The 15,705-nt window shown below is 70.5% G+C and carries 13 protein-coding genes, 2 tRNA genes and 1 pseudogene; 3 read left to right on the top strand and 13 right to left on the bottom strand.

Annotated features, from left to right (window positions below; translation table 11 throughout):
* Nucleotides 1-93: 93 nt before the first annotated feature.
* The 12 genes from ccrA to DSY14_RS22415 all read right to left on the bottom strand — a co-directional run bounded on the left by ccrA (nt 94) and on the right by DSY14_RS22415 (nt 11,442).
* Complete coding sequence (gene ccrA, locus DSY14_RS22470; RefSeq protein WP_211718602.1) at nt 94-1,335, bottom strand: crotonyl-CoA carboxylase/reductase; 1,242 nt, start codon at nt 1,333-1,335, stop codon at nt 94-96.
* A 210-nt stretch (nt 1,336-1,545) separates the two neighbouring features.
* Entirely contained in the window at nt 1,546-3,357 is a 1,812-nt protein-coding gene (locus DSY14_RS22465) for an ABC transporter substrate-binding protein (RefSeq protein ID WP_211718601.1), read from the bottom strand.
* Complete coding sequence (locus DSY14_RS22460; protein WP_211718600.1) at nt 3,354-3,545, bottom strand: hypothetical protein; 192 nt, start codon at nt 3,543-3,545, stop codon at nt 3,354-3,356. The genes DSY14_RS22465 and DSY14_RS22460 overlap by 4 nt, the downstream gene beginning before the upstream one ends.
* Before the next feature lie 8 nt (nt 3,546-3,553).
* On the bottom strand, nt 3,554-4,693 hold the full coding sequence (locus tag DSY14_RS22455) for an ABC transporter ATP-binding protein (RefSeq protein WP_249188294.1): 1,140 nt from the start codon (nt 4,691-4,693) through the stop codon (nt 3,554-3,556).
* The gene (locus tag DSY14_RS22450) at nt 4,690-5,757 is read right to left on the bottom strand and encodes an ABC transporter ATP-binding protein (protein ID WP_211718599.1); all 1,068 of its coding nucleotides are present in this window, start codon (nt 5,755-5,757) and stop codon (nt 4,690-4,692) included. The genes DSY14_RS22455 and DSY14_RS22450 overlap by 4 nt, the downstream gene beginning before the upstream one ends.
* A 5-nt stretch (nt 5,758-5,762) precedes the next feature.
* Nucleotides 5,763-6,644, bottom strand: a complete 882-nt coding sequence (locus tag DSY14_RS22445; RefSeq protein ID WP_211718598.1) for an ABC transporter permease — start codon at nt 6,642-6,644, stop codon at nt 5,763-5,765.
* A gap of 14 nt (nt 6,645-6,658) precedes the next feature.
* Nucleotides 6,659-7,744 (bottom strand): ABC transporter permease, encoded by a 1,086-nt coding sequence (locus DSY14_RS22440; RefSeq protein ID WP_211718597.1) that lies wholly within the window; start codon nt 7,742-7,744, stop codon nt 6,659-6,661.
* A 311-nt stretch (nt 7,745-8,055) separates the two neighbouring features.
* Complete coding sequence (locus tag DSY14_RS22435) at nt 8,056-8,535, bottom strand: septum formation family protein (RefSeq protein ID WP_211718596.1); 480 nt, start codon at nt 8,533-8,535, stop codon at nt 8,056-8,058.
* A gap of 209 nt (nt 8,536-8,744) precedes the next feature.
* Nucleotides 8,745-8,818, bottom strand: a tRNA-Lys gene (locus tag DSY14_RS22430).
* A gap of 252 nt (nt 8,819-9,070) precedes the next feature.
* A tRNA-Lys gene (locus tag DSY14_RS22425) sits at nt 9,071-9,144 on the bottom strand.
* Nucleotides 9,145-9,277: 133 nt separating this feature from the next.
* Nucleotides 9,278-9,463, bottom strand: a complete 186-nt coding sequence (locus tag DSY14_RS22420; RefSeq protein ID WP_211718595.1) for a hypothetical protein — start codon at nt 9,461-9,463, stop codon at nt 9,278-9,280.
* 179 nt (nt 9,464-9,642) lie between these two features.
* Nucleotides 9,643-11,442 (bottom strand): BTAD domain-containing putative transcriptional regulator, encoded by a 1,800-nt coding sequence (locus DSY14_RS22415; RefSeq protein ID WP_211718594.1) that lies wholly within the window; start codon nt 11,440-11,442, stop codon nt 9,643-9,645.
* Nucleotides 11,443-11,647: 205 nt separating this feature from the next.
* On the opposite strand from DSY14_RS22415, the gene DSY14_RS22410 reads away from it, so the two are divergent.
* Nucleotides 11,648-12,664 carry a MurR/RpiR family transcriptional regulator gene (locus DSY14_RS22410; RefSeq protein WP_211718593.1) on the top strand — a complete coding sequence of 339 codons (1,017 nt, stop codon included), beginning with the start codon at nt 11,648-11,650 and terminating at the stop codon, nt 12,662-12,664.
* Nucleotides 12,665-12,744: 80 nt separating this feature from the next.
* Nucleotides 12,745-13,737, top strand: a complete 993-nt coding sequence (locus tag DSY14_RS22405) for an N-acetylmuramic acid 6-phosphate etherase (RefSeq protein ID WP_211718592.1) — start codon at nt 12,745-12,747, stop codon at nt 13,735-13,737.
* A gap of 30 nt (nt 13,738-13,767) precedes the next feature.
* Here the strand turns inward: DSY14_RS22405 and DSY14_RS22400 are convergent.
* Nucleotides 13,768-15,259, bottom strand: a pseudogene (locus DSY14_RS22400) (DUF885 family protein).
* A 73-nt stretch (nt 15,260-15,332) separates the two neighbouring features.
* On the opposite strand from DSY14_RS22400, the gene DSY14_RS22395 reads away from it, so the two are divergent.
* Nucleotides 15,333-15,705: FAD-dependent oxidoreductase (locus DSY14_RS22395; protein WP_211718591.1), on the top strand; the 373-nt coding region annotated here is incomplete at its 3' end.

The raw sequence follows: 15,705 nt of genomic DNA, 5'->3' as shown, positions 1-15,705 counted from the left end.
CTATGACAAGCGGGCCGCGATCTTCGACGGGACCGTGCAGGTGGCCTCGATCCGGATCTGGCTCCGTGACCTGACCCGTTCAAAAAACAGTACCTAGCCGAGCGAGGTCTGGCCGGGCGCCGCGTTGACGAGCGCGACCATGTTCCCGGGTGGCTGACGGTTGTCCCGCAGGGTCTGGTGGGCCTCGCCGATCTCGTCGAACCCCACCACCCTGGTCACGCACGGGTCGAGTTGACCGTTCTCGACCAGGTCGATGACCATGCGGCACTGGGCGGGCGAGGCGAAGTGCGAACCCTGGAGGCGTTTGAGGCGCATCCACAGGAAACGCAGATCGATGTCGGCCTGGAACCCCGACGTGGCACCACAGATGACCACCATGCCGGAGTTGTCGCACAGGTACAGCGACGTGGGCAGGGTGTCGGCCCCGGTGTGCTCGAACACGATCCGGGGAGAACGCCGCTCCCCCAGTTCGGACCAGAACCGCTTGCCGAACGCCCGTACACCGCGGAACCACTCCGCGTAGGCCTGGGTGTCGCTCTCGTCGGGCACCCGGCCCCAGTGGTCGAACTCGGTGCGCAGGATGGTGCCGACCGCGCCGAGTTCACGACACAGCTTCGCCTTCTCCTCGGTGGAGACCACCGCGACCGGCTTGCCGCCGACCTGGCGGGCGAGCTGGATGGCGGACGTGCCCAGACCACCGGCGCCGCCCCAGATGAGGACGGGGTCGCCGGGACGGACGGTGTTGGGGGGCCAACCGAACAGTTGCCGGTAGGCGGTGGCGGCGCTGACCAGGAAACCGCCGGCGACGTCCCAGGGCAGGGAGTCGGGCTTGCGGTGCATCTGGACGTCTCGGGCGAGGGTGAACTGACCGAAGGATCCGTGGTTGTTCTCGTACCCCCAGACCCGCATGCTCCTGGAGGCGATGGGGTCGCCGCCCATACGGATGTCGTCGGCGGTCTCGTCCCACTGCCCGGGGGCGATGATGACGTGGTCGCCGACCTTCACGTTGGTGACGCCCTCGCCCACGGCCCACACCACACCGGAGCCGTCGGAGCCCCCGACGTGGTAGTCCTCGGTCTCCCCCGCCTTCTCGCGGGCGGCGATGACGTCGGCCGGGTGACCCAGGGCCGCCCAGATGTTGTTGTAGTTGATCCCCGCGGCCATCGTGTAGACCAGCACGTGCCCGGGCCGGAGTTCGGGCGTCGGCACGATCTCACGGGCGAAGGCGTCGCGAGGTTCGCCGTAGCGTTCCCGGCGGATGGTGAAGGCGTGCATCCGTGCGGGCACGTGGCCCAGCGGAGGCACCTCACCTAGCTCGTACAGGTCCTTGGACATAGCGCACCGACTTCCTTTCGACGACCGGGGTTCAGGGGGACGGAGGAGAGGGCGAGGGGGTGGATGACCGTGCGGGTGCACGTGCGGGGCGAGACTACATTCACCGCGCCCGACCGTGCACAAACGGTCGAAATGTAAACAAAGGAACCCAAGACCGTAATCAGCGACAGGGCGCACGGGCACCCGCCCCGGGGGCGGAACGTCACCGGGTCACTCGACCGGGCCCAACTCCCCCTTCATCAACGCCAGGATCACGTGGTTGTCCTGGTACTGCTCGTTCTGGGCACCGGGGGCGTCGTCCCCGGGAAAGGCGGCCACGCGGCCGCCCTCGATCACGGGCGACAGGTACTTGTACGTCCACAGCGGAATGCGCGGCAGGAGTTCGTTGAAGACGATGGCCATCGTCTTCAGGGCCTCCGCCTGCTCCTCATCCGTCTCGGCCCGCTGCGCGACGTCGACCAACTCGGCCAGGTCGACCTCGCCCTGGGAGGGACTCTCGACCTCGAGGTCGAAGGACTGGCCCGGCGAGTCGTCGGTTCCGGCGTTCTCGGTCAGAAAGTTCATCTGGAACGCGCCCCAGTAATCGGGCTGTTCCGGGTTGCCCCAGTGGCGGACGGCGACCTCGAAGTCACCAGCCCCCCAGATGCCCCACGGGTTGTCCTCGGGGACGTTGCGGGCCTCGGTCCTGATCCCGAAGTCGTTCCAGGCCTCCTCGACCTGACTCGCCGTCAGCTCGAAGTCGCTCCACCCGGAGACCCCGAGGACCTCGAAGGAGGCCTCCTCACCGTCGGGCAGGAACCACTTGCCGTCCTCCCGGGTCCACCCGGCCTCTTCGAGGAGCTCGACCGCCTTGTCCTGGTCCTGGTCGTAGGTCTCGAAGTCGGCCAGCTCGTCGGCGCTGAAGATCTCCTCCGCCTGGAGGTCGACCAGTCCCGCGTAGTGGGTGACGCGCTCGTAGGCCTCACCGCGGGCCACCTGACCGATCTGGTCACCGTCCAGAACGTAGGCCAGCGCCTTGCGCACCCGCACGTCCTCCAGTTCGGGTTTGGCGGCGTAGTTGAACATGATGCCCGCGCCCGCGTACCCGGCGTGCTCGACCCAGCGGAAACCCTCCACCCCTTGGAAGGCCTGCTGGTCGGCGGCGGAGGGCGCCATGGTCGAGTAGTCGACCTCGCCCTGCTGGACGAGCAGCGCGGACTGACGGTTGTCGCCCTTGTGCACGACGACCTCGTCGAACAGCACCGTGTCGGCCAGGTAGCCGTGCTCGTTGCGCACCAGCGTGATGCGGGCGTCCGAGATCTGGGCGTCGTCGAACTTGTACGGTCCGCTGGCGACGATCGTGTCCGGGTCGAACTCGATGAACTCGGCGTTCCATTCGCCGTGTTCGGCGTCTCCCTGGCGGACGCCGTCGTTGACCATCTCCACGGCGCGTTCGCCGAAGCCCTCGTAGGTGACCTTCGAGACGATGCGGTGCTTGAGGATGCTGCGCTCGATGTTGGGGAAGACGTCCTCGAAACCCAACCGCACGGTCCGGTCGTCGAGCTTCTCCAGGTCCTGGACCTGGGGGAACCCGAAGCCCCACGGCGGCGCCTCCAGGACGCGCATCGCGTAGCTGCGGATCATGTCATCGGCGTCCAGGCCGGAGCCGTCGCTCCACTTCAGCCCCGACCGCAGCGAGAGGACGAGGTCGTCGCCGTCCCATTCGTGGCCCTCCAACAGGAGGTACTCCCACTCGTGGGTGGTCCAGTCGAACATGGCCCCGGTGCACATGAACAGGTCCTTGTAGACCGAGTTCATCAACAGCGCGCCGTCCTCGACGTGCACGTTCTTGGTCTGGGCGTCGATGTCGAAGTCGTGGACGCCGACGAACCGCGCGGTGCCGTCGCCCCCGGCGCCGTCGGCCGCGCAGCCCGTCGTCAGTCCCAGGCCGGCCGCACCGGCCGCGCCGAAGCCCACGGCCGTGAGGAGGCGGCGTCTGCTCAGGTCCTGCCGGATCGCGTGGTGGAGGGGGGTGGAGGTCATTCTTGACGCTTCCTTTCCAAGAGGACGGCGAGCAGACCGAGGGTGAGCACGGCCAGGCCGACACCGATGGTGACGACGCTGATGACGAACTCGGCTGTGCCGGGGGAGGTGAACACGGCCATGAGGGTGCAGGTCAGGACGAGAAGGACCCCGACGAAGACGCCGAAACGGCCGATGAGGAGCAGCACGTCCCACCTCACCCCCGCGTGACGACGTGGCAGGCGAGCAGCCGGTCGTGGCTGCGCACCAGCGGGGGGCGCACGCTGTCACAGCCGCCCTCGGCGTAGAGAGGGCAGCGCGGATGGAAGTCGCAGCCCGGCGGCAGGTCGGTGAGGTCGGGGATGTCGGCGCTGCGCAACCGCACCCGTTCCTTCGTGTGCGCCAGGTCGGGGTCGGGTTCGCACACCGCGGAGATGAGGGCCTGGGTGTACGGGTGCCGTGGGTCGTTGACCACCTGCGGGGTAGTGCCCTGCTCCACGACCTTCCCGAGGTACATGACGGCGATCTCGCCGCGCCAGGCGAAGTACTTGGCGACGGCCAGGTCGTGGGTGATGAAGAGGAAGGCGACGCCGAGTTCGTCGCGCAGCCTGCCGAGGGTGTTGAGCAGACTGACCCGGATGGACACGTCCAGCATCGAGGTGGACTCGTCGGCGATGATCACCTCGGGGTTCATCGCCAGAGCCCGCGCCACGGCCACGCGTTGACGCTGCCCGCCGGACATCTGGTGGGGGTACTTGTCGAGGTAGTCCTCGGCCGGTGTCAGGTCGACGCGTTCGAGGAGTTCGGCGGTGGCCCGACGGGCCTCGGCCTTGCCCTCGACCATCCGGTGCCGCCGCAGCCCCGCGGAGACCGTGGAGTAGACGGTGCGGACCGGGTTGAGGGAGGCGTAGGGATCCTGGTGGATGTACTGCACCGAGCGGCGGAAGGCGGCCCGTTCCTTCTTGTCCATCAGAGCGACGTCCTTGCCCCGGAACCTCACCGCGCCGGCGGTGGGACTGGACAGGGCCGCCGCCATGCGGGCGGTGGTGGTCTTTCCGCAGCCGGACTCCCCCACCAGGCAGAGCACCTGCCCCGGCCGGACCTCCAGATCGATGCCGGCGACCGCGGGGACCTCGCCCCGGGAGGACCTGAACACCTGGTGGGCGCTTTCGAGGGTGAGCACAGGGGGCTCGGCGCGGCGCCGGTCGTCGGCGATGGCCCGTTCGGCGGCCTCGGTGTCGATGACGCTCCCGGCGCGCGGTTCGGCCGGTGCCGTACCCGAGGCGTCCATGGTGGTCTCCGGTCGCGCCACGGGGTCGGTGAGCGGCTGTGCGGTGTCGAACGTGCGGTCGATCAACGGGTGACCCCCTCGGCGTGGAGCGCGGCATCGGTGGAGCGCAGGCAGGCGGCGGCGTGGCTGAGGCCCTCGCCCCGGGGAACGAGCACGTCCAGGGTGGGGCGGGTGCGGGTGCAGTCGTCGAGGGCGTGGGCACAGCGCGCGGCGAAGGCGCAGCCCGACGGCAGCGCGTGGAGGCTGGGCGGGCCGCCCGGCAGCGACTCGGGGACGTGGAGGTCGCCCACGACCGGGGGCACCGAGTTGATCAGCGCCGAGGTGTAGGGGTGGCGCGATCGGTGGAAGATGTCGCGGGTGGTGCCGGTCTCGATGAGGCGACCCGCGTACATGGTGCCGACGCGGTCGGCGAGTTCGGCGGCCAGACCGAGGTCGTGGGTGATGAAGACCATCGAGAAGCGCAGTTGCTCGCGCAGCTCCGCGAGGCGCTCCACGATGGAGCGCTGGGTGAGCAGGTCCAGCGCGGTGGTGGGCTCGTCGAGGATGAGCAGTTGGGGGCGCAGTGCCAGGGCCAGGGCGATGAGGCTGCGCTGACGCATGCCGCCGGAGAGTTCGTGGGGGAAGCCGCCCAGGACGCGGGCCGGGTCGAGACGGACCATCTCCAGGAGCGCGGCGGACTCCTCCAGAATCTCCTTGCGGGGACGTCTGCGGCCGTTCTCGTGCGCCCGGAAGGTGTCGACGAAGTGGTCCTCGATCCGCAGCACCGGGTTGAAGGCGTTCATGGCCCCCTGGAAGACCATGGCGGCCTCGTTCCAACGGAAGCGGCGCAACCGCTCCTTCTCCAGGGTGCGCAGGTCGACCCGGGTGCCGTCCTTGCGGCGGAACAGGATCCGTCCCCGAGGCAGGACGCCCGTGCGCGGAAGCAGCCGGAGCAGGCCCAGACCCAGGGTGGTCTTGCCGCATCCGGACTCGCCGACCAACGCCATGGACTGGCCCGGGTGGAGGTCGAAGGAGACGTCACGGACGGCGGTGACGTGGGTGCGGCGTCCGGTGCGGTAGCCGACGTCGACACCGCGGACCGACAGCAGGGCGCCGTCGTTGGTGTCCGGGGCGGTGGGGAGGTCGTTCACGGGGATCACCTGTCCCGGAGTCGGGGGTTGAGGGCCTGCTCCAGGGAGCGGGTCATGGTGACCAGCCCGATCTGGAAGAGCATGATCATGACCATCGGCGCGATGAGGAACGGCGCGGCCTGCGGCAGGAGGAAGGCGTTGTTGTCCCAGGCCTGCTGGATCATCAGCCCCCAGTTGTCGGCGGTGCTCGGCAGGAGTCCCAGCAGGTACATGCCGACGACGGCGTAGATCGCGTTGGTGATGGCGATGATGAAGTTGATGAAGATGTAGCCCGCCATGTTGGGCAGGACCTCGACGAAGAGGATGCGCGCGGTGCCGAGGTCCTGGAGCCGCGCGGCCTCGATGAACTCGCGTTCCTTGAGGCTGAGGACCTGGGCCCGGATCGACCTCATGAGGAACGGCCAGGTGACCAGGCCGATGATGAAGGAGACGACCAGGGGCGACGAGGTGCGGTAGAAGGACGCGATGACCAGCATGAGCACGATGAACGGGATGGTCATCGTGATGTCGGTGAGCTGGAGCAGGACGTGGTCGATCCGCCCGCGGACGTAGCCGGCGACGGCGCCGAGGACCACCGCGATGGCGACGGTGATGAGGGCGGCGACGAAGCCCACCCAGATGGGCTCGCGTCCGCCGAGCACGAGCTGGGTGAAGGTGTCCTTGCCCTCGTGGTTGGTCCCGAGCCAGTGTTCGGCGCTGGGCGGGCCCCAGATCTTGGTGACGTCGGTGGGGTTGGCGGGGTCGACGAGGAGCGGACCCACGAAGGAGAAGAGCAGCACCCCGACGACGAGGCAGAGCCCGATGAACCCGCTGGTGCTGCGGGTGATGCCCTGCCAAATGGTGCCCCAGACTCCGGTGGCGGGGGCGGATGCGGAGATGACGGCCATGGCGTGCGTCCCCTCTACTTCTGGATGCGCGGGTCGAGCCTGCTGTAGAGCAGGTCGGAGACGAGGTTGGCGATCACCACGCACGAGGTGATGATGATGAGCAGGCCCTGCAGGAGCGGGTAGTCGCGGTAGTTGACGGCGTCCAACAGCAGTCCGCCGACGCCCTTGTAGACCAGGACCTGTTCGACGAAGATCGCGCCGCCGACGAGCGTGCCGAAGGAGATGGCGATCTGGGCCACGAGGGGCAGGACGGCGTTGCGGCCGACGTAGGCCGTGGCGATGCGGGAGTCGCGCAGGCCGCGGGCGCGCGCGACGGTCACGTAGTCCTCGCCCAGCACCTCCGTCGTGGAGGCCTTCATGACGAGCATCCAGGTGCCGATGATGGCGAGGACGTAGGTGAGGATCGGCAGGGCCGCGTGGTAGAACGCGTCACCGATGAAGACGACGTCGAAACCGGGCTGGACGCCGGGGCTGACGGTCCCGCGCAGTTCGATGGGGTTGAACCAGCCCAGGTACATGCCGCCGCCGACGACGAGGACCATCGCGATGAGGTAGTTGGGGACGGCCCCCAGTACGGAGGCCAGGACGCTGAGCACGTGGTCGACGACCCTGTTGCGCCGGTAGGCCATGACCATGCCCAGGGTCAGGCCGAGCCCGATGGCGATGAGGGTGCCCACGCCGATGCTGAAGAGGGTCCAGGGCAGGTAGGTCCCGATGGCCTCGGTGACGCTGAGGCCGGGACGGTTGATGGTGCCGCCGAGGTCGAAGGTGAGCAGACCGACGAAGAACTCCCACCACTGTTGGTACAGGGGGGCGTCGGGGTCGTAGGCGAGGGAGTTCGTCGCGATGGCGCGCGCCTCGTTCATCGACATGCCGCTCTGGGTGAGGCGGCCGGCCATGACGTCGATGGGGTCGCCCGGCATCGCACGGCCGAGGAAGAACGTCACGTTGGCCACCACGAACACCACGACGGCGGCCTTGCGGACCTTCACGAAGACGTAGTTGCGCCAGATCCGTTGCAGGGGGGTCGTCCTCGGGGGCGCGGAGGGCTCGGCGTCACCGGTGTCCGGTGGTGGGGCGGCCGCGAGTTCGGTGGCCACGGGGCTCCTTCGAGCAGGGGGGTCGACGGGGGCGAGGGCACCACGGTTTTATTAGGAAACTTTCCTAATAAAGCGTTACGGTAACGCGCCCACTGTGCTCCACACCACCCCCGTGACCGAACGGCGACGTTCACGGGACCCGATTGCCACCACAAAAAGAACAGAAGACGACAAAGCCCCCAGAGTGAACGGCGAAGGCCCCCACAAGCACCCGCCGACCCCCTCCGCGAACGCGGAACGGCCCGCATCGGTGTGTCCGATGCGGGCCGTTCCGGGGCGGCCGGGGCCGCCCGTGTCTCGAGGTCCGGTCGTCAGCGCCCGGCGCCCTCGAGGGACTCGGAGACCGGCTCGGCGACGATCACGTAGCAGAGGATCTCGCGGTCACCCAGGTCCCAGCCCTGCTCGATCGGGCTGAGGAAGCTGGCGTAGACCTCCGACTCCTCCCACTCGACACCGACGAACTCGGTGAAGGCCGCACCCTGACAGACCTCTTCACCGGTCGTTCGGACCGCGTCGTCTCCCGGGAAGTCGCCGTCGGGCAGGATCTCGCTGTGGAAGAACTCGGAGTCGTGCGGTTCGGTGCACTCGACCACCGGAACGTCGGTGATCTCCGTGCCGGACAACGCCGAGTTCATCTCGGACTCGGTGAAGCAGTCACCGACCTCGAGGTCCATGACGTTGCCCGCGCCCAGGAAGGACTGGACCATGCCGCAGCCGGACAGGGAGACCACGGCCCCCGCGGCGAGGAGGGCGAGGGAGGTGGTGCGAACGGTCGGGGGAAGGGTGGACATGGCGGGCTCCGGCTTCGTCAAGGGATGGGGGTGCCGTGGCCGGGGGCGAGGGAGCGACGGCAGAATGACAATTCACCACAAAAACCCTGATGTCAATCCGATTGTCGCTGGTCACCTCGGTGGCACGCGGCCGACTCTTCGTCGTCGTGAGGGCCGTCCACGACGAAGGCCCCGGTGATCGTCACCGATCACCGGGGCCTTCGTTCAGGTGCGCCACCAGGGACTCGAACCCCGGACCCGCTGATTAAGAGTCAGCTGCTCTAACCGACTGAGCTAGTGGCGCGTGTACTCCGCCGGGTTCCTTACGGTTCCCCGCGGCGACGAAGACAACTCTACCGGATGCCCGGAGCGACTTGTGCCGTTCAGGGCCGGTTCCCCTCGGCTGTGTCCGGGGCCACTGAGGGCGACGCCCGAGGGTGCCCACAGGCCGAACCCGACCGAGGCGTGGCCCCGCACGAGCGATCCGACCGGATCGTGTCCGGGAACGGCGAAGGCCCCGGTCGACGTTCTCCGTCGACCGGGGCCTTCGTTCGGGTGCGTCATCAGGGACTCGAACCCCGGACCCGCTGATTAAGAGTCAGCTGCTCTAACCAACTGAGCTAATGACGCCGGTGTTCCGTTCGGTTCCTTTACGGCCCCTCGCGGCAACGAAGTTCACTCTAGCAGGACCGCGGGGTGGTCGCGAACCGATTCGGGGCCGGCCAGAGGTCGACCCCGTCACATCACGGGAGTCCCGGCGCTTCTAGGCGAAGGCCAGGACCAGGGCGACGATGATCGCGATTCCGAGCACGAGACCGACGCCCGCCAAAACCAGCGGCAGGATCGGGCGGCGCGGAGCCTCTTCGGGTTCGGGGTTGTCGTCGACGAAACGGCGGAAATGCTGCGTGGTTCCCGCCGGGTCCATGTCGGGATCGTTGTTCTGCGTCATGGGGTCGACACTAGCGACTCGCACGACCACTGAGCACCCCCCGGCGAAGAATCGGTCGAACTCACAAACCCCCGTTGACGGGACCCGAACCCGACCTTGGACCGGGAGTGCTGGTGTCACCGGCGCCCCGGCGCCCGGCGGCCCGACCGAAAACCGAACGTAAGAAAGGTGCCGCAGACTCAGGAGGGGTGCTCCGAGCCCGGTCGGTACTTCCCTGCGACCGTGCCGGTACCCGGCGACCCGGCGCGCAGGACCGCGGTCATCCGAGCGGTGGGCGAGACCTCGCGCGCCGGGTCCACCTGCTCCACCAACCGCACCAGGGCCTCCGCCGAGTGGGTGGGGTGGGTGTCCAACCACGCCACGGCCATGCGCAGCGACAGGGGCAGACCGCCGGCCAACGCGGCCACCCGCTCCAGCGCCTCCTCCGAGTGGCGCCGTTCCCCCACCAGGGCGCGCAGGAGCGCGACCGCGTCCTCCATGCTCAGGGCGTCCAGCGGCAGTGCGCGCAACCCGTCCCGCACCAACAGGTCGGTGAGCCGGTTCCGGCTGGTCACCACCGCGGCGCTGCCGGGGTCCCCGGGCAGGAGGGGACGCACCTGGCGTGCGGTGGCCGCGTTGTCCAGGACCAGGAGCACCCGGCGGCCGGCCATCAGCGAACGCAACCGGGCCGCCGCCTCGTCCAGGGCGTCGTCGGTCGACTCCAGGTCGTCGGTGTCGATCCGGCCCGCCGACAGCGAGCGCACGAGGCGGCGCAGTACCTCCGCGGGAGCGCGGGGGACACCGTCGGCCCCGCGCAGGTTGACGTAGAGCTGGCCGTCGGGGAAGTGCGAGGCCACCGCGTGCCCCCAGCAGGTGACCAGGGCGCTGGCGCCGGCCCCGGCGGGGCCGCGGACCAGGACGCTTCCGGGGGTGGGCGAGCAGGGGTCCACGAGGCGGTCGAGTTCGGCCCGGGCCTCGGCCCGACCCACCAGGGGGCTCGGAGCGGCCGGGAGTTCGGCCGGCACCACCACCGACGCTTCATCGGGTCCGTTCCGGACGGAGCCGGCGGGAGTGTCGTCATGGGTCCTGGGCCGGGGCACCGGGGACACCCTGGGGACGAAGGTGGGGGCGGGTGTCGCCGCCGTGTGGATGTCGGCGGGCCCCACGGACCGCTCCCGGTCGAGCCGGTTCTCCAGATCGTCGCGCAGGACGCCGTGGAAGGCGGCCCGGAGCTCACGTCCCGGGGCGACGCCGGGATCCTCGGCGAGCGCGGAGCGGGTGAGGGAGTAGGCGCGCAGGGCTTCGCTCTGCCGGCCGCACCGGTAGAGGGCCACCATCCGGGCCAGCACGAGGGGCTCGCGCCGGGGGTGGGCCGCGACGAGGGGGCCGGCCCGGTCGGCGACGCGTTCGTGTTCGCCCCGGGCCAGGTCCGCGACGAGGGACCGCTCGGCCACCCGCAGCAGTTCCGCCTCGATCGGGGGGACGTCGTGACGGTGCAGGGTCGGGGAGGCGACGTCGGCCAAGACCGGCCCGCGCCACAGCGTCAGGGCCCGCCCGAGCAGGTCGGCGTGGGTGTCGGTGGCGCCGTCCTCGGCGGCGCGGTCGGCCTCGTGCACCAGCGCGCGCAGACGGAGCAGATCACAGTCGTGGACGTCGAGGTCGACCCGGTAACCGCCGTCGACACTGCGGATGAGGGGGTCGCCCAGGTGCTCTTCGAGCAGGGCCCGGATGCGGGCCACCTGGACCTGGAGGGCGCCTCGGGCGGAGGGGCCGGGTGCGTCCCAGACCCGGGCGATGAGGACGTCGGTGGACACGGGTCTGCCTGTCGCGACCATGAGGGCCGCGAGCAGGGCGCGCCGGCGTTCGCCGCGCAGCCGCACCGGTGCGCCGTCGACCTGGAGGGTGAACCGACCGAGCAGACCCACATGGAGGCCACCCGCTCCGGAAGGTCCGTGGTCGCTCGACTCGTCGTGTGGTCCGACCGGGCCGAACCGCGACACGGCGCCCTCCCCTCGTGTCCCCCGTCGCGACGCACCGGGAAAGCCCGGGATGCGCCACCTCGCCCCAAGCGTGCCCGCTGAGCTGGGAATCCGCAATCGGATTGGAGATACTTGCTGCGCGGCCCGTCCCTTGAAATCCTTGAATCACCCGGTTTTTCCCGTCAGTGCGTTGACTCTGCACCGCGACCGAAAGAAACTTTCCTCCATGGCGCAAACCCCGAAGTCGTCAGACGAGTCCTCAGGACCGCATGAGGTCTCCGCGCCGACGGCGCCGACCACGGTGCTGAGGATCCGCTCCCTGCTCCCCTCGCTCGCCCCCGCCGAGCAACGTGTGGCCCAACGGGTCATCGACGACCCCGAGCGCGCCGCGGCCTCCTCCATCACCCAGCTCGCCAAGGACTGCGCCACGTCCGAGGCCACGGTCATCCGCTTCTGCCGCACCATCGACTTCAGCGGGTATCGGGAGCTGCGCCTGGCGCTGGCCACCGAGGCCGGACAGGCCCGCGGGGCCCGGACCAACATCCCCGAGCTGGCCAGCGACATCAACCCGGACGACACCCTCGTCACCGTCGTCCAGAAGATCGCCTACACGGACGCGCGCGCCGTGGAGGAGACCGGCGCCGCCATGGACGTGGAGGTGCTGCGCGCCGTCATCGACGCCCTGGCCAACGCCCGACGCATCGACATCTACGGGGTGGGCGCCAGCGCGTTCGTCGGCGCCGACCTCCAGCAGAAGCTGCACCGCATCGGGCTGACGTCGTTCGCCTGGTCGGACGCGCACGTGATGCTGACCAGCGCCGCCATCCTGGAGGACAGCGACGTCGCGATCGGCATCTCGCACAGCGGCACCACCATCGACACCGTGCAGGCGTTGAGCGAGGCGGGACGGCACGGCGCCCGGACGGTGGCCATCACCAACTTCCCGCGCTCCCCCATCGGGTTCGCCGACCACGTCCTCACCACCGCGGCCCGCGAGACCACGTTCCGCTCGGGCGCCACGGCGTCCCGGTTGGCACAGCTCACCGTGGTGGACTGCCTGTTCGTCGGGCTGGCGCAGATCCGCTACACGGACAGCCGCACGGCGTTGGAGACCACCTACGAGGCGGTGCGGGGGCTGCGGTTGCACGACGACCGTCGACGCCGCCGCGCGGAGAACGCGCCCAAGGCCACCGCCGAGGGCGACGACAGTGGCACCGACATCACCACCGGAAACGACGACTGACCCCCGGTCCGCGTCGCTTCCGCCGTCCGGTCCGCCGGGCCCGGTGACCGACGCGGCCATGACGGAAAGGACACGCACGGGTGCGGACCGAACAGGAGAGCACAGTGCACGGCGGCGACGGACGAGGACCGGACCGCGCGGGTGACGGCGAGGCCGTGATCGTGCGGTCCCCCACGGAGACCCGCAATTCGGGCACCTACGACATCGATCTTCTGCCCTCCCTGGAGATCCTGCGGCAGATCAACGCCGAGGACACCACGGTCGCGGCGGCCGTCTCCGCGGTCCTGCCCGCTCTGGCCGAGGCCGTGGAGTTGGGCGTGGCCGCCCTGGAGTCGGGCGCGACCATCCACTACTTCGGAGCGGGCACCTCCGGGCGGATCGCCGCGCAGGACGCGGCGGAACTGCCGCCCACCTACGGTGTGCCGGCGGAATGGGTCGTGGCCCACCACGCGGGCGGTGGCGACGCCCTGTCCCGCGCTCTGGAGGGCGTCGAGGACGACCGGGAGGCCGGCCGCGCCGACGCCGCCGGGGTGACCGCGGGCTCCCTGGTGGTCGGTCTGGCAGCCAGTGGCCGCACCCCGTACGTGGGCGGCGCGTTGGCGGCGGCCCGGGAACGGGGTGCGGCCACCGTGCTCATCACCGCGAACCCGGACGCGCCGCTGGCCTCGGCGGCCGACGTCCACGTGGGCGTCTCCACGGGCGCCGAGGTCATCGCCGGATCGACCCGCATGAAGGCGGGCACGGCGCAGAAGCTGCTGTTGAACTCCTTCTCCACCGCGGTGATGGTACGGATCGGTCGGACCTACTCGAACCTGATGGTCGGGGTGGACGCCACCAACGGCAAACTGCGTGGACGTGTGGTGACGATCCTCGTGGAGGCCACCGGCCTGGACGAGACCGCCTGCGCGCGGGCGCTGAGCGCGGCCGAGGGCGACACCCGTGTGGCGCTCGTGTCGCTCCTGGCCGACGTGGACGCCGCCCGCGCCGGACAGGCGCTGGAGCGGGCCCGCGGCCGCGTTCGGGTGGCCCTGGCCGACCTCGGCGGGGACGACGCCACGAGACCGGTTTCCTGACGGCGACGCGCGGGCGCGCCCCCGCCGGACTCACTCGTGGAGGATCGCTCCGATGAGACCGAGCGGGGGCGCGCCCAGCGCCAACAGCTCCCGGTGGAAACGCGGCGGGGAGAAGGCGTCCCCCACTGTTCGCGGGCGCGTTCGCGCAGCGCCAGGATCTCCGACTTTCCCCAGGTGTACCGGCCGTAGGTGGGGTCGAAGGTGGCCCGCTCGGCCTCGGCGCGGGCCGCGGGACCGCGCAGGGTCGTGTCCTCGACGAAGCGCGCGGTGGCCCCCTCCACCGTCATGGCGCCCGTGTGCAGTCCGATGGCCACGGCGAGGCGGGTGACCCGGATGAGCGCCTCCGGCCAGACGCCGATCTCGAAGTGGTCGGCGGTCCGGTCCGGGTCGCCGAGACGCGCGGCCGCGTAGGCGCCGAACCCCTCGTCGACGCACACCTCCTCGACGTCGTGCGCCCACCCCTCGACGAAGGACATGGAGAGCAGGGCACGACGGACGGGGCTCTGGACCCTGCGCAGGGCGCGCCCGTGCGAGTAGTGTCCGGGGGCGACCTCGTGCACGCTCACCGCCGGCAGGGTGGTGTGACTGAACATCTCCAGCCACTCGTGGGCCTCCTGCTCCGACCACGCCGGGTCGGGCGGGTTGACGTAGTCGAAGGACGCGGTGTCCGTCTCCCAGTGGCCGGACCAGGCCATCATGGCGGTCCCCCAGCGCAGCTCGGGCGGGGCCACGTCCACGCGGAACTCACCGTCGCCGTAGGGGGCCAGTGCGCGTTCGGTGGTGAACTCCAGGCTCAGGCGGGTCCAGTCTCGGGCGGCGTCGAGCACGCCGTCGGCGTCCGGATGGCTGCGGGTGAGCTCCAGGGCGACGTCCATGGGGTCGCGACCGGGGGCCAGGCGCGCGGCGGCCTCGGCCAGACGGGAGCGCAGGCGGTCGCGTTCGGCGTCGGCCCGGGCCGCGGGTTCGGTGAGGTCGACCTCCAACGCCTCGCCCATACCCATCAGCCCGGCGAGCGCGTCGGCGCCCATCCCGACCGTCTCCGGGCCGTGCTCGGCCGCGTGCTCCAGATGGGCCATCAGGCGGGCGTGGGCGGCGAGCGCGTCGCGACGCACGTCGTTGGGCGAGTCGTCCGACACCCCTCGGCCAGTCCTCGGGCCGCGTCGAGCAGGGACGCGGCGGTGGGCGCGGAGAGACGGTCCAGGGACGCGATCGCGTTGTCGACCAGCCACGGCCACGGCTTCAGGTGGGCCGGGCGCTCGGCGTCGCGTTCGGCGGCGAGCGCGTCGTCGCGCCGGTACCCGGACAGGTCCATCTCGCCGAGGTGGGGCATCGGGTTGTCCCGGTGCCACTGGAGTTCGCCCCATGCGTAGCGGATCGCGTTCTCGAAGGCGGTCAGGTGCGCGTCGTCGTGGGGATCGGCCGCGCGATCGCCGCCCAGACGGCTCAGGTGGTCGCGTACGCCCTTCGGTGACAGGTCGGCGGCCCGACCGTCGTAGGAGTGCAGGCCGGCGTGTGTGCGCATGCCGGCGGGCACCAGGTCGGCGATGGTCCGCCGCGGGTCCCGTGGCCCGGTGCCCGGGGTCTAGTCTGCGGGCATGATCGTCGACCGCCCTCCGGGCCCCTCCCCCGTCGTGCCCGAGCCGATCCACCATCGGCGTACCTCCTGGTCACGGGACCCCTTCGCCCTCGGCTCGTACTCCTCTCTGGCCCCGCATCCCCTGGGCACGTCGGTGCGCACCCGTCTGGCGGCCCCGGTGGGGACCCGGCTGCACTTCGCCGGTGAGGCCACCTCCGCGGAGGCGCCCGCCACCACGGCCGGGGCCCTGCTGAGCGGGCGGCGCGCGGCCGAGGAGATCCTGCGCACCGCCCGCCGGGGACAGAGCGTGACCGTGGTGGGCGCCGGGTTCGCCGGTCTGGGCTGTGCCCGGGTGCTCGCCGACGCCGGACTGGAGGTGACCGTCCTGGAGG

Origin of the sequence: Nocardiopsis sp. MG754419, from assembly GCF_018207095.1 — a bacterium.
Taxonomy (GTDB): domain Bacteria; phylum Actinomycetota; class Actinomycetes; order Streptosporangiales; family Streptosporangiaceae; genus Nocardiopsis.
This window is presented reverse-complemented; position numbering and strand designations above follow the sequence as displayed.

Excerpts from the sequence above, each read along its gene's own strand:
- ccrA (WP_211718602.1), bottom strand. The coding sequence starts at position 1,335 with ATGTCCAAGGACCTGTACGAGCTAGGTGAGGTGCCTCCGCTGGGCCAC.
- DSY14_RS22465 (WP_211718601.1), bottom strand. The coding sequence starts at position 3,357 with ATGACCTCCACCCCCCTCCACCACGCGATCCGGCAGGACCTGAGCAGA.
- DSY14_RS22445 (WP_211718598.1), bottom strand. The coding sequence starts at position 6,644 with ATGGCCGTCATCTCCGCATCCGCCCCCGCCACCGGAGTCTGGGGCACC.
- DSY14_RS22435 (WP_211718596.1), bottom strand. The coding sequence starts at position 8,535 with ATGTCCACCCTTCCCCCGACCGTTCGCACCACCTCCCTCGCCCTCCTC.
- DSY14_RS22420 (WP_211718595.1), bottom strand. The coding sequence starts at position 9,463 with ATGACGCAGAACAACGATCCCGACATGGACCCGGCGGGAACCACGCAG.
- DSY14_RS22410 (WP_211718593.1), top strand. The coding sequence starts at position 11,648 with ATGGCGCAAACCCCGAAGTCGTCAGACGAGTCCTCAGGACCGCATGAG.